Source organism: Actinacidiphila cocklensis (assembly GCF_907177275.1).
Lineage (GTDB): Bacteria > Actinomycetota > Actinomycetes > Streptomycetales > Streptomycetaceae > Actinacidiphila > Actinacidiphila cocklensis.
The window spans coordinates 1-21,463 of sequence record NZ_CAJSLV010000024.1 but is presented as its reverse complement, the minus strand read 5'-3'; the positions used below and the strand labels follow the sequence as shown (position 1 = coordinate 21,463).

General features: G+C 70.6%; 20 protein-coding genes. 4 read left to right on the top strand and 16 right to left on the bottom strand.

Features of this window, described 5'->3' with window-relative positions:
* Nucleotides 1-198: 198 nt before the first annotated feature.
* Nucleotides 199-1,176 (top strand): L-histidine N(alpha)-methyltransferase, encoded by a 978-nt coding sequence (gene egtD, locus NFU81_RS03905; RefSeq protein ID WP_251485312.1) that lies wholly within the window; start codon nt 199-201, stop codon nt 1,174-1,176.
* Between the two features lie 80 nt (nt 1,177-1,256).
* Here the strand turns inward: egtD and nuoN are convergent, their stop codons facing one another.
* From nuoN to NFU81_RS03835, 14 genes are all read right to left on the bottom strand, one after another.
* Nucleotides 1,257-2,927: an NADH-quinone oxidoreductase subunit NuoN gene (nuoN, locus tag NFU81_RS03900; RefSeq protein WP_251485025.1), complete on the bottom strand. Its 1,671-nt coding sequence runs from the start codon at nt 2,925-2,927 to the stop codon at nt 1,257-1,259.
* The gene (locus NFU81_RS03895; RefSeq protein WP_251485024.1) at nt 2,924-4,519 is read right to left on the bottom strand and encodes an NADH-quinone oxidoreductase subunit M; all 1,596 of its coding nucleotides are present in this window, start codon (nt 4,517-4,519) and stop codon (nt 2,924-2,926) included. Before NFU81_RS03895 ends, nuoN begins: the two co-directional genes overlap by 4 nt.
* A gap of 2 nt (nt 4,520-4,521) precedes the next feature.
* Nucleotides 4,522-6,426, bottom strand: coding sequence for an NADH-quinone oxidoreductase subunit L (gene nuoL, locus NFU81_RS03890; protein ID WP_251485021.1), 1,905 nt, complete (start codon nt 6,424-6,426; stop codon nt 4,522-4,524).
* Between the two features lie 13 nt (nt 6,427-6,439).
* Nucleotides 6,440-6,739, bottom strand: a complete 300-nt coding sequence (gene nuoK / locus NFU81_RS03885; protein WP_033177728.1) for an NADH-quinone oxidoreductase subunit NuoK — start codon at nt 6,737-6,739, stop codon at nt 6,440-6,442.
* On the bottom strand, nt 6,736-7,614 hold the full coding sequence (locus NFU81_RS03880; protein ID WP_251485019.1) for an NADH-quinone oxidoreductase subunit J: 879 nt from the start codon (nt 7,612-7,614) through the stop codon (nt 6,736-6,738). Before NFU81_RS03880 ends, nuoK begins: the two co-directional genes overlap by 4 nt.
* Nucleotides 7,611-8,255, bottom strand: coding sequence for an NADH-quinone oxidoreductase subunit NuoI (gene nuoI, locus NFU81_RS03875; RefSeq protein ID WP_251485017.1), 645 nt, complete (start codon nt 8,253-8,255; stop codon nt 7,611-7,613). The genes NFU81_RS03880 and nuoI overlap by 4 nt, the downstream gene beginning before the upstream one ends.
* Nucleotides 8,248-9,639, bottom strand: a complete 1,392-nt coding sequence (gene nuoH / locus NFU81_RS03870) for an NADH-quinone oxidoreductase subunit NuoH (protein WP_251485015.1) — start codon at nt 9,637-9,639, stop codon at nt 8,248-8,250. The genes nuoI and nuoH overlap by 8 nt, the downstream gene beginning before the upstream one ends.
* A complete protein-coding gene (locus NFU81_RS03865) occupies nt 9,636-12,116 on the bottom strand; it encodes an NADH-quinone oxidoreductase subunit G (RefSeq protein WP_251485013.1) in 2,481 nt (826 codons plus the stop codon). The genes nuoH and NFU81_RS03865 overlap by 4 nt, the downstream gene beginning before the upstream one ends.
* A complete protein-coding gene (nuoF, locus tag NFU81_RS03860) occupies nt 12,113-13,447 on the bottom strand; it encodes an NADH-quinone oxidoreductase subunit NuoF (RefSeq protein WP_251485008.1) in 1,335 nt (444 codons plus the stop codon). Before nuoF ends, NFU81_RS03865 begins: the two co-directional genes overlap by 4 nt.
* Nucleotides 13,447-14,202 (bottom strand): NADH-quinone oxidoreductase subunit NuoE, encoded by a 756-nt coding sequence (nuoE, locus tag NFU81_RS03855; protein WP_251485006.1) that lies wholly within the window; start codon nt 14,200-14,202, stop codon nt 13,447-13,449. Before nuoE ends, nuoF begins: the two co-directional genes overlap by 1 nt.
* On the bottom strand, nt 14,199-15,530 hold the full coding sequence (locus NFU81_RS03850) for an NADH-quinone oxidoreductase subunit D (RefSeq protein WP_251485005.1): 1,332 nt from the start codon (nt 15,528-15,530) through the stop codon (nt 14,199-14,201). The genes nuoE and NFU81_RS03850 overlap by 4 nt, the downstream gene beginning before the upstream one ends.
* Before the next feature lie 64 nt (nt 15,531-15,594).
* Entirely contained in the window at nt 15,595-16,323 is a 729-nt protein-coding gene (locus NFU81_RS03845) for an NADH-quinone oxidoreductase subunit C (RefSeq protein WP_251485003.1), read from the bottom strand.
* Nucleotides 16,320-16,874 (bottom strand): NuoB/complex I 20 kDa subunit family protein, encoded by a 555-nt coding sequence (locus tag NFU81_RS03840; protein ID WP_033177720.1) that lies wholly within the window; start codon nt 16,872-16,874, stop codon nt 16,320-16,322. Before NFU81_RS03840 ends, NFU81_RS03845 begins: the two co-directional genes overlap by 4 nt.
* A 27-nt stretch (nt 16,875-16,901) precedes the next feature.
* Complete coding sequence (locus NFU81_RS03835; RefSeq protein ID WP_073501933.1) at nt 16,902-17,261, bottom strand: NADH-quinone oxidoreductase subunit A; 360 nt, start codon at nt 17,259-17,261, stop codon at nt 16,902-16,904.
* Between the two features lie 568 nt (nt 17,262-17,829).
* Here NFU81_RS03835 and NFU81_RS03830 point away from each other — a divergent pair.
* Entirely contained in the window at nt 17,830-18,711 is an 882-nt protein-coding gene (locus tag NFU81_RS03830; RefSeq protein WP_251485002.1) for a C40 family peptidase, read from the top strand.
* A 63-nt stretch (nt 18,712-18,774) separates the two neighbouring features.
* On the opposite strand, the gene NFU81_RS03825 is transcribed toward NFU81_RS03830, so the two are convergent.
* Together NFU81_RS03825 and NFU81_RS03820 are read right to left on the bottom strand one after the other, a co-directional pair.
* Nucleotides 18,775-19,194, bottom strand: coding sequence for a hypothetical protein (locus NFU81_RS03825; protein ID WP_251485001.1), 420 nt, complete (start codon nt 19,192-19,194; stop codon nt 18,775-18,777).
* Between the two features lie 89 nt (nt 19,195-19,283).
* On the bottom strand, nt 19,284-19,751 hold the full coding sequence (locus tag NFU81_RS03820; RefSeq protein WP_251485000.1) for a pyridoxamine 5'-phosphate oxidase family protein: 468 nt from the start codon (nt 19,749-19,751) through the stop codon (nt 19,284-19,286).
* 93 nt (nt 19,752-19,844) lie between these two features.
* On the opposite strand from NFU81_RS03820, the gene NFU81_RS03815 reads away from it, so the two are divergent.
* Nucleotides 19,845-20,282, top strand: coding sequence for a VOC family protein (locus tag NFU81_RS03815; RefSeq protein WP_251484999.1), 438 nt, complete (start codon nt 19,845-19,847; stop codon nt 20,280-20,282).
* A 162-nt stretch (nt 20,283-20,444) separates the two neighbouring features.
* On the top strand, nt 20,445-21,463 hold a 1,019-nt coding region (locus tag NFU81_RS03810; protein WP_251484998.1), incomplete at its 3' end, for a serine/threonine-protein kinase.

Sequence of the window (21,463 nt, the reverse complement as noted above, 5' to 3'; positions counted from 1 at the left end):
GCGCACACCGCGGAGCCGGCCGCGTACGCCCCTGAAGGGGCCGCACGGACCGCGGGGGCCGGTCCCGCGGGGCCGGCGCCCGGGTTCGGCGAATGGCGGGAAGTCCCCGACCGTTCGCTGCTGCTGGCCACCACCGAAGGAGTACGGATCATCCCGCTGCGCCCCCCGGGGGCCGCCGACCGCAAGGAGCGACACCGTATGCCCGAGAGCCGCTTCACCCTCGACGACCGGCTGCCCGCCGGCTACTTCACCGACTCGCTGCACGCCGACGTCCGCAAGGGCCTGAGCGGCCCGCCCCGCACCCTGCCGCCGAAGTGGTTCTACGACAAGCGCGGCAGCGACCTCTTCGAGGAGATCACCCGGCTCCCCGAGTACTACCCGACCCGCGCCGAGCAGGAGATCCTCACCCGCCGCGCCCCCGAGATCGCCGCGATCACCCGGGCGAGCACCCTGATCGAGCTGGGCTCCGGCTCGTCGCGCAAGACCCGGCTGCTGCTCGACGCGCTCACCGCCGGCGGCAGCCTGGTCCGCTACGCGCCGCTCGACGTGAGCGGTTCCGCGCTGGAGGAGGCGGGCGAGGCGATCTGCCGCGACTACCCGGGGCTGACCGTCACCGCGACCGTCGCCGACTTCGAGGGCGGGCTGCCGCTGTCGGACGAGCCGGGGCCGCGGCTGCTGGCCTTCCTCGGCAGCACCATCGGCAACTTCGACGCCGACCAGCGCCGGGCCTTCTACCGCACCCTGTCGCTGGCCCTCAGCAGCGACGACGTCCTGCTGCTGGGCGCGGACCTGGTCAAGGACCCGGACGTGCTGGTGCGCGCGTACGACGACGCGCAGGGCGTCACCGCCGACTTCAACAAGAACGTCCTGTACGTGCTCAACCGCGAGCTGGGCGCCGACTTCGACCCCGAGGGCTTCGACCACGTCGCGCTGTGGAACGCCGACGAGGAGCGCATCGAGATGCGGCTGCGCTCCCGCCACGCGCAGACCGTCAAGATCCCCGACCTCGACCTGAACCTCGACCTCGCCGCGGGCGAGGACCTGCGCACCGAGCTGTCCTGCAAGTTCCGCCGGGAGTCCCTGACGGCGGAGCTGCACGAGGGCGGCTTCACCGTCCGCCAGTGGTGGACCGACCCCGACCGCCGCTTCGCCCTGCTGCTGGCGGTGCCCAACTAGCCGCCGTAAGACCGCTGACCCCTGGCGCACTGCGGGCGCCAGGGGTCAGCTCGCGCTCCGGCAGGGGCGCGGGGGGCAGGTCAGCGGACGAAGACGCCCGCCTTGTCGGCCAGGTCGAGGAAGTACTGGGGGGCCAGGCCCAGGACGAGGGTGACGGCGACACCGACCGCGATCGCGGTCGAGGTCATCACCGAGGGGACCGCGACGGTCGGGCCGTCGGGCTTCGGCTCGCTGAAGAACATCAGCACGATCACCCGGACGTAGAAGAACGCCGCGATCGCCGAGGAGATGACGCCGACGATGACCAGGGGCATCGCCCCGCCCGCCGCCGCGGCCTGGAAGACCGCGAACTTCCCCGCGAAGCCGGACGTGAGCGGGATGCCCGCGAAGGCCAGCAGGAAGACCGCGAAGACCGCCGCGACCAGCGGCGACCGCCGGCCGAGGCCGGCCCAGCGCGACAGGTGGGTGGCCTCGCCGCCGGCGTCCCGCACCAGCGTGACGACGGCGAAGGCGCCGAGCGTCACGAAGGAGTAGGCCGCCAGGTAGAAGAGGACCGAGGAGATGCCGGCCGGGGTGGTCGCGATGACACCGGCCAGGATGAAGCCGGCGTGCGCGATGGAGGAGTACGCCAGCAGCCGCTTGACGTCGGTCTGGGTGACCGCGATGACCGCGCCTGCGAGCATCGTCAGGATCGCGACGCCCCACATGACGGGGCGCCAGTCCCACCGCATGCCCGGCAGCACGACGTACAGCAGCCGCAGCAGCGCGCCGAAGGCGGCGACCTTCGTGGCGGACGCCATGAAGCCGGTGACCGGGGTGGGAGCGCCCTGGTAGACGTCGGGCGTCCACATGTGGAAGGGCACCGCGCCGACCTTGAACAGCAGGCCCATCACGACCATCGCCAGGCCGATGAGCAGCAGCGCGTCGTTGCCCGTGGTGTCGGCGAGCGCCGGTGTCATCGGGGCGGTGCCGTCGATGACCGCGGAGATGCCGGAGTACGAGACGGTGCCCGCGTAGCCGTAGAGCAGCGCGATGCCGAACAGCAGGAAGGCCGAGGAGAAGGCGCCGAGCAGGAAGTACTTGACGGCGGCTTCCTGGGACATCAGGCGGTTGCGGCGGGCCAGCGCGCACAGGATGTACAGCGGCAGCGAGAAGACCTCAAGGGCCACGAAGAGCGTCAGCAGGTCGTTGGCGGCCGGGAAGATCAGCATGCCGCCGACGGCGAACATCAGCAGCGGGAAGACCTCGGTGCTGGTGAAGCCGGCCCGCACGGCCGCCTTCTCCTGCTCGCTGCCGGGCACGGCGGAGCCCTGCGCGGCGAAGGAGTCGACCGGTTGACGTGAGTTGGGGGTCCCCCCGGCGTAGCTAGGGGGAGGGTCGAGCCGGCGCTCGGCGAAGGTGAAGATCGCCACGAAGCCGACCAGCAGGATGGTGCCCTGCAGGAAGAGCGCGGGACCGTCCACGGCCACCGCCCCCATGGCCGCGATGTGCGCCTTGGTGCTGCCGTAGCCCTTGTCGGCCAGTGCCACGATCGCGGCGAAGGCCGCCGCGAGGCCGACCGCTGCCAGCCCGACCTGGGCGGTGTAGCGGGACCTGCGCGGCAGGAACGCCTCGACCAGCACGCCGAGCGCCGCGGCGCCCATGACGATCAGGACCGGCGACAGCTGGGCGTACTCGATGTGCGGGGTGGGGAACTTGTCGGCGACTGGCGCCGCCGTTGTCCACAGGCTGTGGACGGAGGATGCGCTCACTTCTTCGCCTCCAGCGCGGGCTTGGGGTCGGTCTTGTGCACGTCGGAGAGCGTGTGGTGCACCGACGGGTTGATGATGTCGGTGACCGGCTTGGGGTAGACGCCCAGGAAGAGCAGCAGGGCGATCAGCGGGGTGACCACCAGCAGTTCACGGGCCTTCAGGTCGGACATGCCCTCGATGCCTGCCTTGACCGGCCCGGTCATCGTGCGCTGGTAGAGCACCAGGACGTACAGCGCGGCCAGCACGATGCCCAGCGTCGCGATGATGCCGAGCACCGGGTAGCGGCTGAAGGTGCCGACCAGGACCAGGAACTCGCTGACGAAGGGCGCGAGCCCCGGTAGCGACAAGGTGGCCAGGCCGCCGATCAGGAAGGTGCCGGCCAGGATCGGGGCGACCTTCTGCACCCCGCCGAAGTCGGCGATGAGCCGCGAGCCGCGGCGGGTGATCAGGAAGCCGGCGACCAGCAGCAGCGCCGCGGTCGAGATGCCGTGGTTGACCATGTAGAGCGTGGCACCGGACTGGCCCTGGGTGGTCATCGCGAAGATGCCCAGGATGATGAAGCCGAAGTGCGACACGGACGCGTACGCGATCAGCCGCTTGATGTCCCGCTGGCCGACCGCCAGCAGGGCGCCGTAGACGATGCTGATCAGCGCGAGCACCAGGACCACCGGGGTCGCCCACTTGGACGCCTCGGGGAAGAGCTGGAGGCAGTAGCGCAGCATCGCGAAGGTGCCGACCTTGTCGACGACCGCGGTGATCAGGACGGCGACCGGGGCCGTCGACTCGCCCATCGCGTTGGGCAGCCACGTGTGCAGCGGCCACAGCGGGGCCTTCACCGCGAAGGCGAAGAAGAAGCCGAGGAAGAGCCAGCGCTCGGTCGACGTCTCGATGTGCAGCTTGCCGGACGCCCGGGCCGACAGGATCTCCTGGAGGGAGAAGGTGCCGGTGCCGAGCTGATGCGCGGTCACGGTGTAGAGGCCGATGACCGCGGCCAGCATGATCAGGCCGCCGGCGAGGTTGTAGAGCAGGAACTTGACGGCCGCGTACGACCGCTGCCGTGCCGCCTCGTCCTCGCCCGCGGCATGTGCGCGGTCGCCGAAGCCGCCGATGAGGAAGTACACCGGGATGAGCATGGCTTCGAAGAAGATGTAGAAGAGGAAGACGTCGGTGGCCTCGAAGGAGAGCACCACCATCGCCTCGACCAGCAGGATCAGTGCGAAGAAGCCCTGGGTGGGCCGCCAGCGCCGGTTCGGGTTGGCGTCTTCGAGCGGGTCGGCGTCGTGCCAGCCGGCCAGCATCACGAACGGGATCAGCAGGGCGGTCAGCGCGACCATGACGACCGCGATGCCGTCGACACCGAGTTCGTAGCGCAGCCCGAAGTCCTTGACCCAGGCGTGCGACTCGGTCAGCTGGTAGCGGTTGCCGTCCGGGTCGAACCTGACCAGGGCGACGGCCGCGAACACCAGCGTCGCGAGCGAGAACAGCAGCGCCGTGTACTTGGCGGTGGTCCGCTGCGCTGCGGGGACCGCCGCGGTGACGACCGCACCCACGGCGGGCACCGCGGCGGTCACGGTGAGCAGGGGAAAGGACATGATCAGACCGCCCTCATCAGGAGAGTCGCGGCGACCAGTACCGCGGTGCCGCCGAGCATCGAGACGGCGTACGAACGCACGTAGCCGTTCTGCAGCTTGCGGAGCCGCCCGGACAGGCCGCCGACCGACGCCGCGGTGCCGTTGACGACGCCGTCGACCAGGGAGTGGTCGAGGTAGACGAGCGAGCGGGTGAGGTGCTCACCGCCGCGGACCAGGACCACGTGGTTGAAGTCGTCCTGGTACAGGTCGCGGCGGGCCGCCCGGGTGAGCAGCGAGCCGCGCGGCGCGACCGCGGGGACCGGCCGGCGGCCGTAGATCAGCCAGGCGATGCCGACGCCGACGACCAGGCAGACCATCGTCGCGCCGGTCACCGTCCCCGCGCTGATCGGGGAGTCGCCCTCGGAGTGCCCGGTGACCGGCTCCAGCCAGTGCACGAAGCGGGAGTTGATGCTGAAGAACGCGCCGGCGAAGACCGAGCCGAAGGCCAGGATGATCATCGGGATGGTCATCGAGGACGGCGACTCGTGCGGGTGCGGCTCGTGGCCCTCCGCGTCCGGCTGCCAGCGCTGCTCGCCGAAGAAGGTCATCAGCATCACGCGGGTCATGTAGAACGCGGTGATCGCCGCGCCCAGCAGGGCCGCGCTCCCCAGGATCCAGCCCTCGGTGCCGCCCTTGGCGAAGGCGGCCTCGATGATCTTGTCCTTGGAGAAGAAGCCGGACAGGCCGGGGAAGCCGATGATCGCCAGGTAGCCGAGGCCGAAGGTGACGAAGGTGACCGGCATGTACTTGCGCAGGCCGCCGTAGCGGCGCATGTCGACCTCGTCGTTCATGCCGTGCATGACCGAGCCGGCCCCCAGGAAGAGGCCGGCCTTGAAGAAGCCGTGCGTCACCAGGTGCATGATCGCGAAGACGTAGCCGATCGGGCCGAGCCCGGCCGCCATGATCATGTAGCCGATCTGCGACATCGTCGAGCCGGCCAGCGCCTTCTTGATGTCGTCCTTCGCGCAACCGACGATCGCACCGAAGAGCAGCGTGACCGCGCCGACGGTGACCACCGCGGTCTGCGCGTCGGGCGCCGCGTTGAAGATCGCACCCGAGCGGGTGATGAGGTAGACGCCCGCGGTCACCATCGTCGCCGCGTGGATGAGGGCGGAGACCGGGGTCGGGCCCTCCATCGCGTCGCCGAGCCAGGACTGCAGCGGCACCTGCGCCGACTTGCCGCACGCGGCGAGCAGCAGCATGAAGCCGATACCGGTGATGGTGGCGTGCTGGGTGGTGGACGCCTGCTGCGCCTGCGGCAGCACCTGGTTGAAGGCGAACGAGCCGAAGGTGGTGAACATCAGCATGATCGCCACCGACAGGCCGATGTCGCCGACCCGGTTGACGATGAACGCCTTCTTGGCCGCGGTCGCCGCGCTCGGCTTGTGCTGCCAGAAGCCGATCAGCAGGTACGACGCCAGGCCGACACCCTCCCAGCCGGCGTACAGCAGGAAGTAGTTGTCGGCCACGACCAGCAGCAGCATCGCCGCGAGGAAGAGGTTGAGGTAGCCGAAGAAGCGGCGGCGCCGCTCGTCGTGCGCCATGTAGCCGATCGAGTAGATGTGGATCAGCGTGCCCACACCGGTGATCAGCAGCACGAACGTCATCGACAGCTGGTCGAGCTGGAAGCCGACGTCGGCCTGGAAACCGCCGACGGGGACCCAGGTGAACAGGTGCGAGTTCAGGGTCCGCGCGTCGGCGGCCTTGCCCAGCATGTTGATGAAGAGGACCGCGCCGAACACGAAGGACAGCAGCGCGAGCAGCGTGCCGATCCAGTGGCCGACGCGGTCGAGCCGCTTGCCGCCGGTCAGCAGGACGCCCGCGCCGAGCAGCGGCGCAGCGACGAGCAGTCCGATCAGGGTTTCCACTGTCGCAGCCCCTCTACAGCTTCATGAGATTGGCGTCGTCGACCGAGGCCGAGTGGCGGGAACGGAAGATCGACACGATGATCGCGAGCCCGACCACGACCTCGGCGGCGGCCACGACCATCGTGAAGAAGGCGATGACCTGCCCGTCGAGGTTGCCGTGCAGCCGGGAGAAGGTGACGAACGCCAGGTTGCAGGCGTTCAGCATCAGCTCGACGCACATGAAGACGACGATCGCGTTGCGCCGGATCAGCACACCGGCGGCGCCGATGGTGAACAGCAGCGCCGACAGGTACAGATAGTTGGCCGGATTCACTTGGCGCCCTCCTCGGCCCGGTCGTTGTGCTCGGCCCGCTCGCCGGACCCGACCTCGGGGCGCTCGCCCTCGCGGCCGAGCCAGCGCTCGGAACTCTGCTCCAGGTCGGCGAGCCGCCGCATGGCGTCACCCGACACGTCGCGGATCTGGCCGCGCTCGCGCAGGGTGGCGCTGACCGACAGCTCGGAGATCGTGCCGTCGGGCAGCAGCGCGGGGATGTCCACCGCGTTGTGCCGGGCGTAGGTGCCCGGTGCGGGCAGCGGGGTCACCTGGCGGCCCTCGCGCACCCTGGCCTCGGACAGCTCGCGCTGGGTGCGGCGCTCCTCGGTGCGCTCCCGGTGGGTGAGCACCATCGCGCCGACGGCCGCGGTGATCAGCAGGGCGCCGGTGATCTCGAAGGCCCACACGTACTTGGTGAACAGCAGGTGCGCCAGGCCCTGGACGTTGCCGCCGTCGGCCGCGTTGGCCGCGCCGGTGCCGGCGAAGGTGTCCAGCGAGGCGTTGGCGATACCGGCGATCAGCAGGACGCCGAAGCCGATGCCGCACACCGCGGCCATGAAGCGCTGGCCCTTGAGGGTCTCCTTGAGGGAGTCCGCCGCGGTGATGCCGACCAGCATGACCACGAAGAGGAACAGCATCATGATCGCGCCGGTGTAGACGACGATCTGGACGACGCCCAGGAAGTACGCGCCCTGCGCCAGGTAGAAGACCGCCAGGATGATCATCGTGCCGGCCAGCGACAGGGCGCTGTGGATGGACTTCTTCATCAGGACCGTGCCCAGGGCGCCGAGCACGGCGACCGTGCCCAGGATCCAGAACTGCACGGCCTCACCGGTAGAGGTCTGCAAGGCGGCGGCAGCCGCGAGCGGCATCATGCCTCGGCCCCCGTTCCCGCCGGAGCCGAACCGCCGGGGGCGGTGATCTCGGCGTCGCCCGCGTCCTGCTCGGCGACCGTCTCGTCGGGCTTCTCGCCCTTGGAGACGGCGACCTGCCGTACGGTGCCGGGCGCGGCCTCGGTGACCAGGCCGCGGTAGTAGTCGCCCTCGTCCATCCCGGGGAAGATCGAGTGCGGCGACTCGACCATGCCCTCCTCCAGGCCGGCCAGCAGCTGCTCCTTGGTGAAGATCAGCGACTCGCGGGTGCTGTCGGCGAGTTCGTACTCGTTGGTCATGGTCAGCGCGCGGGTCGGGCACGCCTCGATGCACAGCCCGCACAGGATGCAGCGGGCGTAGTTGATCTGGTAGACGCGGCCGTAGCGCTCACCCGGGGAGTAGCGCTCCTCGTCGGTGTTGTCCGCGCCTTCCACGTAGATCGCGTCCGCCGGGCACGCCCAGGCGCACAGCTCGCAGCCGACGCACTTCTCCAGGCCGTCCGGGTGCCGGTTGAGCTGGTGGCGGCCGTGGAAGCGCGGTGCTGTGGGCTTCTTGTACTCGGGGTACTGCTCGGTGAGCCGCTTCTTGAACATGGCCTTGAAGGTCACGCCGAAGCCTGCGACCGGGCCGAGGAACTCAGGCATCGCCGTCCTCCTGCTTCTCCTGCTCCGGGGCGTCCTGGCCGGATGCTCCGACGAGTTGGGGCTCCGCCCGGCTGGGGCGGCGCGGCACCCGCTGGATCTGCTGCCCTGGCAGCGGCGGTACGGGGTAGCCGCCGGCCATCGGGTCGAACTGTTCCGGCGGGGCGAGCAGTCCGCCCTCGGCCGGCTTCTTCTTCTCCTCGCGGTCCCTGAACAGGTCCGCGACCAGCGAGATCAGCAGCAGCACCAGCACCGCGCCGGCGATGTAGAGCACGATCTTCGTGAAGTCGTAGTCCTCGTTGCGCATCGCGCGGACCGCGGCGACCAGCATCAGCCAGACCATCGAGATCGGGATGAGCACCTTCCAGCCGAGCTTCATCAGCTGGTCGTAGCGCACCCGGGGCAGGGTGCCGCGCAGCCAGATGAAGAAGAACAGCAGCAGCTGGACCTTGACGACGAACCAGAGCATCGGCCACCAGCCGTGGTTCGCGCCCTCCCAGAAGGTGCTGATCGGCCAGGGCGCGCGCCAGCCGCCGAGGAAGAGGGTGGTGGCGACCGCGGAGACGGTCACCATGTTGACGTACTCGGCGAGCATGAACAGCGCGAACTTGATCGAGCTGTACTCGGTGTTGAAGCCGCCGACCAGGTCGCCCTCGGACTCGGGCATGTCGAAGGGGGCGCGGTTGGTCTCGCCGATCATCGTGCAGATGTAGACCAGGAACGACACCGGCAGCAGGATCACGTACCAGCGGTCGTGCTGGGCGCCGACGATCGTCGAGGTCGACATGGACCCGGAGTAGAGGAAGACCGCCGCGAAGGACAGGCCCATCGCGATCTCGTAGGAGATCATCTGGGCCGACGCGCGCAGGCCGCCGAGCAGCGGGTAGGTCGAGCCGGACGACCAGCCGGCGAGCACGATGCCGTAGATGCCGACCGACGCGGTCGCCAGGATGTAGAGGATGCCGATCGGCAGGTCGGTGAGCTGCAGCGCGGTGCGCTGCCCGAAGATGGACACCTCGTTGTCGGCCGGGCCGAAGGGCACCACCGCGAAGGCCATGAAGGCGGGGATCGCCGCCACGATCGGGGCGAGGACGAACACCACCTTGTCGGCCCGCTTGACGGTGATGTCCTCCTTGAGCATCAGCTTCACGCCGTCGGCGAGCGACTGGAGCATGCCCCAGGGGCCGTGCCGGTTGGGGCCGATGCGCAGCTGCATCCAGGCGACGACCTTGCGCTCCCAGACGATGGAGAACAGCACGGTCAGCATCGCGAAGGCGAAGCAGAAGACGGCCTTGAGGAGGATCAGCCACCACACGTCGTTGCCGAAGAACGACAGGTTCTCCGTGGTGGCGGCCAGCTGGGTGCCGCCGAGCACTGATGCGCTCATGAGGACGCCTCCGCAGAGATCGCTACGACCTGTCCCGGCCGGGCTCCGACATCGGAACCCACACCGGAACCCGTCGAGTTGAGCGGGAGCCAGACCACATGGTCGGGCATCGGGGTGACGGCCAGCGGCAGCGTGGTGGTGCCCGCGGGTCCCGTGACGGTGAGCGGTGCGCCGTCCTCGGCGCCCAGTTCCGCCGCCGTCGCCGCGGACAGCCGGGCCACCGCCGCGTGGCGGGTGGCGGCCAGCGCGTCATCGCCGTCCTGCAGCCGCCCCTGGTCGAGCAGCAGCCGGTGCCCGGCGAGCACCGCCTGGCCCGGCTCGGGCCTGGGCAGCGGCACCGCGGACTCCAGCGGCGCGGAACCGTAGCCGCCGGACCACCCGGACAGGCTGTCCAGCTCGGCGCGCGCGGACCGTACGTCGGACAGGCCGAGCTTCACGTCCAGCGCGTCGGCCAGCATGGTCAGCACCCGCGCGTCGGGCAGCTGGTGCCTGCTGGTGGCCTGGTCGGGCTTGATGGCGGCCTCGAACATCCGCAGCCTGCCCTCCCAGTTCAGGAAGGTGCCGGCCTTCTCGGCGACCGCGGCCACCGGGAGCACCACGTCGGCGCGGTCGGTGACCTCGCTCGGCCGCTGCTCCAGGCTGACGACGAAGCCGACCGCGTCCAGCGCCGCGCGGGCGCGGGCCGGGTCCGGCAGGTCGGCGACCTCGACGCCGCCGACGACCAGCGCACCCAGCTCGCCGGTCGCGGCCGCCTCCAGGATCTCGGTGGTGTCCCGCCCGAAGCGGCCCGGCAGCGTGGGCAGTCCCCACACCCGGGACACCTCGTCGCGGGCGCGCGGGTCGGTGACCGGGCGTCCGCCGGGCAGCAGCCCGGGCAGCGCGCCGGCCTCGACCGCGCCGCGCTCACCGGCCCGGCGCGGGATCCACGCCAGGGCGGCGCCGGTGGCGGTGGCCAGCCGGAGCGCCGCGGTGAGCCCGCCGGGTACGGCGGCGAGCCGCTCGCCGACGAGGATGACGGCGCCTTCGGTACGCAGCGCGTCCGCGGCCTGCCGCCCGGCCTCGTCCAGGCCCACGCCGCCGGCCAGCGCGTCCATCCACTCGGCCTCGGTGCCGGGCGCGGCGGGCAGCAGGATGCCACCCGCCTTGTCCAGGCCGCGGGTGGCGTGGGTGGCGAGCGCGTACGCCTGCTGCTTGCGCTTGCGGTGCGCCTTGCGGAGCCGCAGGAAGACCCCGGGGGCCTCCTCCTCGGCTTCGAGCCCGGCGAGCAGCACCGCGGGTGCGGCCTCAAGACGGGCGTTGGTCACCCCGGCCGAGTCCAGGTCGAGCCCGCGCCCGGCGACCGCGGCGGCCAGGAACTCGGCCTCCTCGGCGGAGTGCGCGCGGGCCCGGAAGTCCACGTCGTTCGTCCCGAGCACGACCCGGGCGAACTTGGCGTAGGCGTAGGCGTCCTCGACGGTGAGCCGTCCGCCGGGCAGGACCGCGGCCCTGCCGTGCGCGGCGGTCAGGCCGGCCGCGGCGGCGGCGAGCGCCTCGGGCCAGGAGGCCGGGGCCAGTTCACCGTCGGCGCCACGGACCAGCGGGTGGGTCAGCCGCTCGGGCCGCTGGGCGTAGCGGAAGCCGAAGCGGCCCTTGTCGCACAGCCACTCCTCGTTGACCTCGGGGTCGTTCGAGGCGAGCCGCCGCATGACCTTGCCGCGCCGGTGGTCGGTACGGGTCGCGCAGCCGCCCGCGCAGTGCTCGCACACCGAGGGCGACGACACCAGGTCGAAGGGCCGGGAGCGGAAGCGGTACGCGGCCGAGGTCAGCGCGCCGACCGGGCAGATCTGGATGGTGTTGCCGGAGAAGTACGACTCGAACGGGTCGCCCGCGCCGATGCCGACCTGCTGCAGCGCCCCGCGCTCCAGCAGCTCGATCATCGGGTCGCCGGCGACCTGGTTGCTGAACCGGGTGCAGCGCGCGCACAGCACGCACCGCTCGCGGTCCAGCAGCACCTGCGCCGAGATCGGCACGGGCTTCTCGAAGGTGCGCTTCTTGCCCTCGAAGCGCGAGTCGGGGTCGCCGACCTGCATCGCCTGGTTCTGCAGCGGGCACTCGCCGCCCTTGTCGCACACCGGGCAGTCCAGCGGGTGGTTGATGAGCAGCAGCTCCATCACCCCGCGCTGCGCCTTCTCGGCGACCGGCGAGGTCAGCTGGGTGCTGATGACCATGCCGTCGGTGCAGGTGATGGTGCAGGAGGCGACCGGCTTGCGCTGGCCCTCGATCTCGACGATGCACTGCCGGCAGGCGCCGACCGGGTCCAGCAGCGGGTGGTCGCAGAACCGCGGGATCTCGATGCCGAGCAACTCGGCGGCCCTGATCACCAGGGTGCCCTTGGGCACCGAGATCGGGATGCCGTCGACGGTGACGGAGACCAGGTCCTGCGGCGGCACCGCGGGCTGCCCCGCGCCGGAGGACGCACTGCTTGTGGTGACGGTCACGCGTGGGCCTCCGTACGGTACTTGTCGGCCCAGGCGGTGGAGCGGGCCGGGTCGAAGGGGCAGCCCTTGCGCTCGATGTGCTCCTCGTACTCCTCGCGGAAGTACTTGAGCGAGGAGAAGATCGGCGCGGCGGCGCCGTCGCCGAGCGCGCAGAAGGACTTGCCGTTGATGTTGTCGGCGATGTCGTTGAGCTTGTCCAGGTCCTCGATACGGCCCTTGCCGGCCTCGATGTCCCGGAGCAGCTGGACGAGCCAGTAGGTGCCCTCGCGGCACGGGGTGCACTTGCCGCACGACTCGTGGGCGTAGAACTCGGTCCACCGGGTGACCGCCCGCACCACGCAGGTGGTCTCGTCGAAGCACTGGAGCGCCTTGGTGCCGAGCATCGAGCCGGCAGCGCCGACGCCCTCGTAGTCCAGGGGGACGTCGAGGTGCTCGTCGGTGAACATCGGGGTGGACGAGCCGCCCGGCGTCCAGAACTTCAGCCGGTGGCCCGGGCGCATCCCGCCGCCCATGTCGAGCAGTTGGCGCAGCGTGATGCCCAGCGGCCCCTCGTACTGGCCGGGGCGGGCGACGTGCCCGGACAGCGAGTAGAGCGTGAAGCCCGGGGACTTCTCGCTGCCCATCGACTTGAACCAGTCCTTGCCGCGCTGGATGATCGCGGGAACCGACGCGATGGACTCGACGTTGTTCACCACAGTGGGGCAGGCGTAGAGCCCCTCGACGGCGGGGAAGGGCGGCCGCAGCCTCGGCTGGCCGCGCCGGCCCTCCAGCGAGTCCAGCAGCGCGGTCTCCTCGCCGCAGATGTAGGCGCCGGCGCCTGCGTGCACGGTGAGTTCCAGGTCGAAGCCGCTGCCCTGGATGTCGGTGCCCAGATAGCCGGCCGCGTAGGCCTCGCGGACGGCTTCGTGCAGCCGCCGCAGTACCGGCACGGTCTCACCGCGGAGGTAGATGAAGGCGTGATGCGAGCGGATCGCGTAGCACGCGATGATCATGCCCTCGATGAGGGAGTGCGGGTTGGCGAAGAGCAGCGGGATGTCCTTGCAGGTCCCGGGCTCCGACTCGTCGGCGTTGACCACCAGGTAGTGCGGCTTGCCGTCACCCTGCGGGATGAACTGCCACTTCATGCCGGTGGGGAAGCCCGCGCCGCCTCGGCCGCGCAGGCCCGAGTCCTTGACGTACGCGATGACGTCGTCGGGCGCCATCGCGAAGGCCTTGGTCAGCGCCTGGTAGCCGTCGTGCCTGCAGTAGGTCTCCAGCGTCCATGACCGCGGGTCGTCCCAGAAGGCGGACAGTACGGGGGCGAGCAGCTTCTCGGCAGGTTCCACGGTCATCACTCGCCGTCCTCCGTGCTCGCGTCGCCGGTGTCGCTCGGGGACTCGGCGCGCTGGCCGACCACCCGGGCCGGGGCCTCGCCGCGGTGCAGCCGCAGGCCGGCCAGCGACGCGGGACCCGCACCGCCGCTCGCCTCGACCGCGCCGTCGCGGGGGTCGGGGAAGCCGGCCAGGATGCGCGCGGTCTCCTTGTACGTGCACAGCGGGGCGCCCCGGGTGGGGCGCACCTCACGGCCGGCGATCAGGTCGTCGACCAGCCGGCGGGCCGACTCGGGCGTCTGGTTGTCGAAGAACTCCCAGTTGACCATCACCACCGGGGCGAAGTCGCAGGCCGCGTTGCACTCGATGTGTTCGAGGGTGACCTTGCCGTCCTCGGTCGTCTCGTCGTTGCCGACGCCGAGGTGCTGCTTGAGCTCGTCGAAGATGGCGTCACCCCCCATCACCGCGCACAGCGTGTTGGTGCAGACCCCGACCTGGTAGTCGCCGCTGGGCTTGCGGCGGTACATGGTGTAGAAGGTCGACACCGCCGTGACCTCGGCCGTGGTCAGGCCGAGCATCTCGGCGCAGAAGCGGATGCCGGTGCGGGTGACGTGGCCCTCCTCGGACTGCACCAGGTGCAGCAGCGGCAGCAGGGCGCTGCGCGAACCGGGGTAGCGGGCGATCACCTCCCGGGCGTCGCTCTCCAGCCGGGCGCGCACGTCGGCCGGGTAGTCGGGCGCGGGCATCTGCGGGATGCCCAGTGACACGTCGGTCATCGGTCGACGCCTCCCATCACGGGGTCGATGGACGCCACCGCGACGATGACGTCGGCGACCTGGCCGCCCTCGCACATCGCCGCCATGGACTGGAGATTGGTGAACGACGGGTCGCGGAAGTGCACCCGGTAGGGCCGGGTCCCGCCGTCGCTCACGACGTGCACGCCCAGCTCGCCCTTCGCGGACTCCACCGCCGTGTAGGCCTGCCCCGGCGGCACCCGGAAGCCCTCGGTGACGAGCTTGAAGTGGTGGATCAGGGCCTCCATCGAGGTGCCCATGATCTTCTTGATGTGGTCCAGGCTGTTGCCCATGCCGTCCGGGCCGAGCGCCAGCTGCGCGGGCCAGGCGATCTTCTTGTCCTCGACCATCACCGCTCCCGGCGCGAGCCGGTCCAGGCACTGCTCGACGATCCGCAGGCTCTCGTGCATCTCGGCCAGCCGGACCAGGAAGCGCCCGTAGGAGTCGCAGGTGTCGGCGGTCGGGATGTCGAAGTCGTAGGTCTCGTAACCGCAGTAGGGGTCCGACTTGCGCAGGTCGTGGGGAAGTCCCGCGGCCCGCAGGATCGGCCCTGTCGCACCGAGCGCCATGCAGCCGCTCAGGTCCAGGTAGCCGACGTCCTGCATCCGGCCCTTGAAGATCGGGTTGCCGGTGGCGAGCTTGTCGTACTCGGGCAGGTTCTTGCGGAAGGTCTTCACGAACTCCCGCACCTGGTCGATCGCGCCGGGCGGCAGGTCCTGGGCGAGGCCGCCGACCCTGACGTAGGCGTGGTTCATCCGCAGGCCGGTGATCAGCTCCAGGATGTCCAGGATCATCTCGCGGTCCCGGAAGCCGTAGATCATGATCGTGGTGGCGCCCAGCTCCATGCCGCCGGTGGCGATGCACACCAGGTGCGAGGAGATCCGGTTCAGCTCCATGAGCAGCACCCGGATGACCGTCGCCCGGTCCGGCACCTGGTCGGTGATGCCGAGCAGCTTCTCCACGGCCATGCAGTACGCGGTCTCGTTGAACAGCGGCGTCAGGTAGTCCATCCGCGTCACGAAGGTGGAGCCCTGGACCCAGGTCCTGTACTCCATGTTCTTCTCGATACCGGTGTGCAGGTAGCCGATGCCGGACCGCGCCTCGGTGACCGTCTCGCCGTCGATCTCCAGGATCAGCCGCAGCACTCCGTGGGTGGAGGGGTGCTGCGGACCCATGTTGACGATGATCCGCTCGTCGTCGGACTTGCCGACCGTCTCGGCCAGCTCGTCCCAATCGCCACCGGTGACGGTGAAGACCTTGCCCTCGGTGGTCTCGCGCTCCTCCGCCTGCTGCGGGGCACCGTAGGTCATGTCAGCCTCCCGAGGGGAGTCGTTGAGGGGTGGCGGTCGGGCGACGGGGGGGCGTATCCGTTCGTCATGAGTACGACCTCCGCTGGTCGGGAGCCGGGATCTGGGCACCCTTGTACTCGACGGGGATGCCGCCGAGCGGGTAGTCCTTGCGCTGCGGGTGGCCGGGCCAGTCGTCCGGCATCATGATCCGGGTGAGCGCCGGGTGGCCGTCGAAGACGATGCCGAAGAAGTCGTAGGTCTCGCGCTCGTGCCAGTCGTTGGTGGGATAGACGCTCACCAGCGACGGGAGGTGCGGGTCGGCGTCGGGGACGCCCACTTCGAGCCGGATCAGCCTGCCGTGGGTCAGCGAGCGCAGGTGGTAGACCGCGTGCAGTTCGGCACCCTCCTCGCCCGGGTAGTGCACGCCGCTCACGCCGGTGCACAGCTCGAAGCGCAGCGCCGGGTCGTCGCGCAGCGTGCGGGCGACCCGCACCAGGTGCTCGCGGGCGATGTGGAAGGTCAGTTCGCCGCGGTCCACGACGGTCTTCTCGATCGCCTCGGCCGGCGGCAGGCCCTGCTCGTCGAGGGCGCCCTCCAGCTCGTCGGCGATCTCGTCGAAGACCCCGTCCTTGCCGCCGTAGGGCCGGGAGCTGGGGCCGGGCAGCCGCACGGTGCGGACCAGGCCGCCGTAACCGGAGGTGTCGCCGCCGTTGTTCGCGCCGAACATGCCCTTGCGGACGCCGATGACCTCGCCGGCGCCCTGCTCGCGGGGGGCGGGAACGTTGTTGCCGCCTGCGCCGTCGGACTCGCTCATCGCAGGAGCCCCTTCATCTCGATCGTGGGGAGCGCCTTGCGCGCCGCTTCCTCCGCCTCGCGGGCGGCCTCTTCGCGGTTCACGCCGAGCTTGCCGCCCTGGATCTTCTCGTGCAGCTTGAGGATCGCGTCGAGCAGCATCTCGGGGCGCGGCGGGCAGCCCGGCAGGTAGATGTCGACCGGCACGATGTGGTCGACGCCCTGCACGATGGCGTAGTTGTTGAACATCCCGCCGCTCGATGCGCAGACGCCCATCGAGATGACCCACTTCGGATTCGGCATCTGGTCGTAGACCTGCCGCAGCACCGGCGCCATCTTCTGGCTCACCCGGCCCGCGACGATCATCAGGTCGGCCTGCCGCGGCGATCCGCGGAAGACCTCCATGCCGAAGCGGGCCATGTCGTAGCGCCCTGCGCCGGTGGTCATCATCTCGATGGCGCAGCAGGCCAGGCCGAAGGTGGCCGGGAAGACCGACGCCTTACGTACCCAGCCCGCCGCGGTCTCCACTGTCGTCAGCAGGAATCCGCTCGGCAGTTTCTCTTCGATACCCATGCGTAGGCTCCCTGGTCCCCTCGGTCCCTAGTCCCATTCCAGGCCGCCGCGCCGCCATACGTACGCGTAGGCGACGAAGACGGTGAGCACGAAGAGGAGCATCTCCACGAGCCCGAACATCCCCAGGCGGTCGAAGGTGACGGCCCAGGGGTAGAGGAAGACGATCTCGATGTCGAAGACGATGAACAGCATCGCCGTCAGGTAGTACTTGATCGGGAAGCGTCCGCCGCCGACCGGCTGCGGTGTCGGCTCGATGCCGCACTCGTACGCTTCCAACTTGGCCCGGTTGTACCGTTTCGGCCCGATGATCGAGGCCATGAAAACGGAGAAGATCGCGAAGCCGGCCGCGATGCCCCCCAGGACGAAAATGGGCGCGTAGGCGTTCACCGTCCCCCGCTCCTTCCAGTCGGCAGTGACTGACATGTACGGACCGACCTGCGATGTGGTCCGCATCACCTTCCGCGAGGAAGATCGCGTCCATGTGAGGCAGTTCACAAGCCCAAGTCGCCTGCATCCTATGCCTCCCGGTCTGTGATCTGCGACACGGGGTACGAGCGGACCTTTGTGATCTCCACCACCTGACCAATGATCATGAAGTCGGATGAGCGGTGATCATGGGGTGGATCACCCGCAAACGATCACTTCACGTCACATCCATGTTAATTCTTGCTGGTCAGAGACGTGCGCTCATTATCAAGCGACCATGGCGGCGGGCAAATTGGAGTTGGACGCGACCTCGTGATAGCGCGCCGCCGACTCGCCAACAGCCCCTCGTGGTCGAGGAATCGCATGCGTGAATGCGTGCACGAGCACATACGTGACCGGCCATATGAAAATGCATCAAACCGCCCGATCGGCAAGATCATGAAACGGGCATTTGAGCCGTGAGCACGTCAACTGTGGCGCATCACACCTTTGTTGAACGGAACCTTTCATTCCTGATAGCCAGAGACGCATGCCCCAGAACAGACCCCGGACCCCCGCGTCCGCCTCGCACACCCCGGACGGTTCGCATACCGGCCGCCGACGGCACGCCGCACCGTCGCGTCCCAACTGGACGCGCCGGGCCGGAATCGTCGGCGGTGTCGTCAGCGCCCTCGCGCTCAGCGGTGCGGCGGCTCCGGCCATAGCCGACAACCACTCCGACACGTCGTACGGCGGCGGGAACGTCTCCGCCCGCACGCTGTCCACCTCGCTGTCCACCGCCGTCACGGGCGAGCAGGCCGCCGACGCGATCGCGCAGGACGCGATCGAGATGTCGCTGGCCGCGCATCGCCGGCAGGCAGCGGACCAGGCAGCGGACCAGGCCGCAGCGCAGGCCAGGGCGGCAACGGCCCGCAAGGCCGCCGTCGCCGCGAAGGCCGCCAAGGCGCGGGCCACCGCCAGCGCGCTGGCCGCCTCGCGCTCCGCGAAGCGCACCGCGCTCATAGCGAAGCCGGTGTCCTCCTCCACCGCGACCACGTCGGCCGCCGCCCCCTCGGGCACGAAGGTCGACAAGCTGATCGCCTTCCTGAAGGCGCAGATCGGCAAGCCGTACGTCTACGGCGCCACCGGCCCCAGCTCGTACGACTGCTCGGGCCTGACCCAGGCCGCGTTCGCCACGGTCGGCGTGAACCTCCCGCGCACCTCGCAGGAGCAGTCGACCACCGGCACCCCGGTCAGCCTCAGCAGCCTCAAGGCCGGCGACCTGGTCTTCTGGGGCGGCGAGGGCAGCGCGTACCACGTCGGCGTCTACATCGGCGGCGGCCAGTACCTCGACGCGGCGAACCCCTCCTCGCCGGTCGGCATCAAGCCGCTGACCTACTCCGAGCCCGACTGGGCGGTCCGGGTCCTCTGACCCCGCCCCTCCCCTTCGTCCCCGGTCCGGTCCTGCCGGACCGGGGACGCGGGACGGACGGGCTCAGACGCCGGCGCCGCAGGAGTAGGAGTTGTCGTACAGCAGGTCGCCCACGCACACCCGGGCGAGGTAGCCGACGCCGTCGTAGTAGTAGTAGGTCTGCGCGAAGACCCCCGCCCCGTGGTGGCCCCCGGAGATGGTCGTCCAGGTGTGGCCGCCGTCGGTGCTGCGCTCCAGCCAGCCCCAGCACTCCCGTCCGCGGCTGCTGAGGTTGAGCGTGAAGCCGCCGCGGGCGTACAGCGAGCCGTTGCTGAGCGAGGTGCCGAGCTGCACCTCGCCGCCGCAGTTCACGAACTCCGCCTTGGTCGAGGCCTGGTAGTCCCCGTCGCTGTAACCGTCCTGCGCCTGGGCGCTGCCGCCCGTCGCCGTGAAGAGACCCGCGGCGGCCGCGCCGACCGCGAGCATGCGCACTGCCCTCGACATGTGCATGTCCCTGCCCCCTGTTCTGCCCCTCCGGTCCTGGACGGGCAGCGGGATACTACTGTCCCCGTAGCATCTGCGGTGCCGCGGGATCACACCAGCCAGCGGCCGTCCTTCATCAGCAGGCGGCCCTTCAGCTCGGGGACGGTGCCCCAGGCCCGCAGCTGCTGCAGGGCGACGCGGTAGAAGTCGTAGCGCTCCGGGTCCTTGCGCGGGTCCCAGCCGTCCTTTGCGGCGAAGGCGTCGCCGACGCCGTCGGGCAGCTCGTCCGCGGTGAAGGCGGTGGCCGCCCCCTCGATGTGCACGACGTCCCGCGTCGTCCCCAGGCACAGCCTCACCAGGCCGGACGCCGCCAGGTTCGCCCCGGTCGGGTTGGTCGGCCGGGTGGACAGCCACACCGCCTCGCCGTCCCACAGGTACGTCAGCGGCATCAGCGTCGGCACCCCGGCCGCGTCGGCGGTCCCGACCCACACGTCGAGCTCGGTCTCCAGCAGGCGCACGGCGTTGCGCCTGCGCTCCTCACGGCTGCGCGGCCCCGCGGGCTGATCGTTCTGTGTCATGCCGCCCGACGTTAGCCCGGCCCCGCCGCCGTCCGCATCGGCCCGGAGGCCTAGGACCCGGCCGGTGTCGGACCCGGGTACTACGGTGCTGTCATGGCCGTACGCATCGATCTCACCCTCGACGCCGTGCACGCCCCGACGCTGGCCGCCTTCTGGAAGACGGCACTCGGCTACGTGGACGAGCCGCCGCCCGCGCCCTTCGCCACCCGGGCGGAATGGCACGCGTCCTTCGACCTCGGCGAGGACGACTCCGTGGACGACGGCGCCTGGTTGTGCGACCCCGAGGGCGTCGGGCCGCGGCTGGGCATCCTGAAGGTGCCCGAGCCCAAGACCGCCAAGAACCGCCTCCACATGGACGTCCGCGTCCCCGGGCACGGCACCGCGGCCGAGCGCTGGCGGCGCATCGAGGCCGAGGCCGCCCGCCTGGTCGGCGCGGGCGGCCGGGTGCTGGAGCGCTTCGACGGCCACCACGTGATGATGGCCGACCCGGAGGGCAACGAGTTCTGCGTGGCCGCGGGGCCGGCGGCCTGACCTGTTCGCGTTCCCGGACCCGGGCGACCGGCCCGCGCTCAGATCCCGCGTCACCGCTGAGTGCCTGTCAGGGCACAACTGGGCCACAGGGAAACAGACCAGGCCTCGCGGCCGGTAGTCTCCATGCCGCCATCAGCAACGACGGGGACGAGGCGGTCAGGGATGAGTGGGGCGGGGTCCGGCGAGGTGTTTCAGCCGCTTGACGCGGACGATCCGGCGTCGGTCGGGACGTACCGGCTTGCGGCGAAGCTCGGGGCCGGCGGGATGGGCAAGGTCTACCTCTCGCACACCCCGGCGGGGCGGCCGGTCGCCATCAAGGTGATCAGGCCGGAGTTCGCCGAGGACACGGAGTTCCGGCGGCGCTTCAAGCAGGAGGTGCAGGCCGCGCAGCGGGTGCAGGGCCTCTACACCGCGCCGGTCATCGACAGCGACGCGGACGGGCAGCGGCCCTGGCTGGCCACGGCCTTCGTGCCGGGGCCGACCCTGTCGTCGGCGGTCGGCAGCCACGGGCCGCTGCCGGTGCCGACCGTCCTGCTGCTGGTCGCCGGCATCGCCGAGGCGCTGGAGGCCGTGCACGGCGCGGGCCTGGTGCACCGCGACCTCAAGCCGTCGAACGTGCTGCTCGCCTCCGACGGCCCCCGGGTCATCGACTTCGGCATCGCCCGCGCCGCCGACGCCACCGCCCTGACCGGCAGTGGCGTCACCATCGGCACGCCGGCCTTCATGTCGCCCGAGCAGGCCGCGGGCCGCGAGATCACCCCCGCCACCGACGTCTTCGCGCTCGGCCAGGTCGCCGCCTACGCGGCGCTGGGCTCGCCCGCGTACGGCGAGGGACCCTCGCACGCGGTGCTCTACCGCATCGTCCACGAGGAGCCCGACCTCGCCACGCTCCCGGCCGAGTTGCGCCCGCTGGTGAGCCGGTGCCTGGCCAAGGAGCCGGCCGAGCGGCCGTCGCTCGCCGAGATCGTGCGGATGTGCCAGGCCGCCTCGCAGCAGACGGAGCTGCGCCGGCCCGAGCAGTGGCTGCCGGGCGCGCTGGCCGCGGAGATCCCGGCCAGGCACGTGGCCCCCGGCTCGCCGCCCGCGACGGCCCAGCCCGGCGGCTCGGCGCCGCAGACCCCGCCGCCCCCGGTGACCCGGCCGGACGTGGCGCCGCCCGCGCAGCCGCCGGTGCAGAGGCC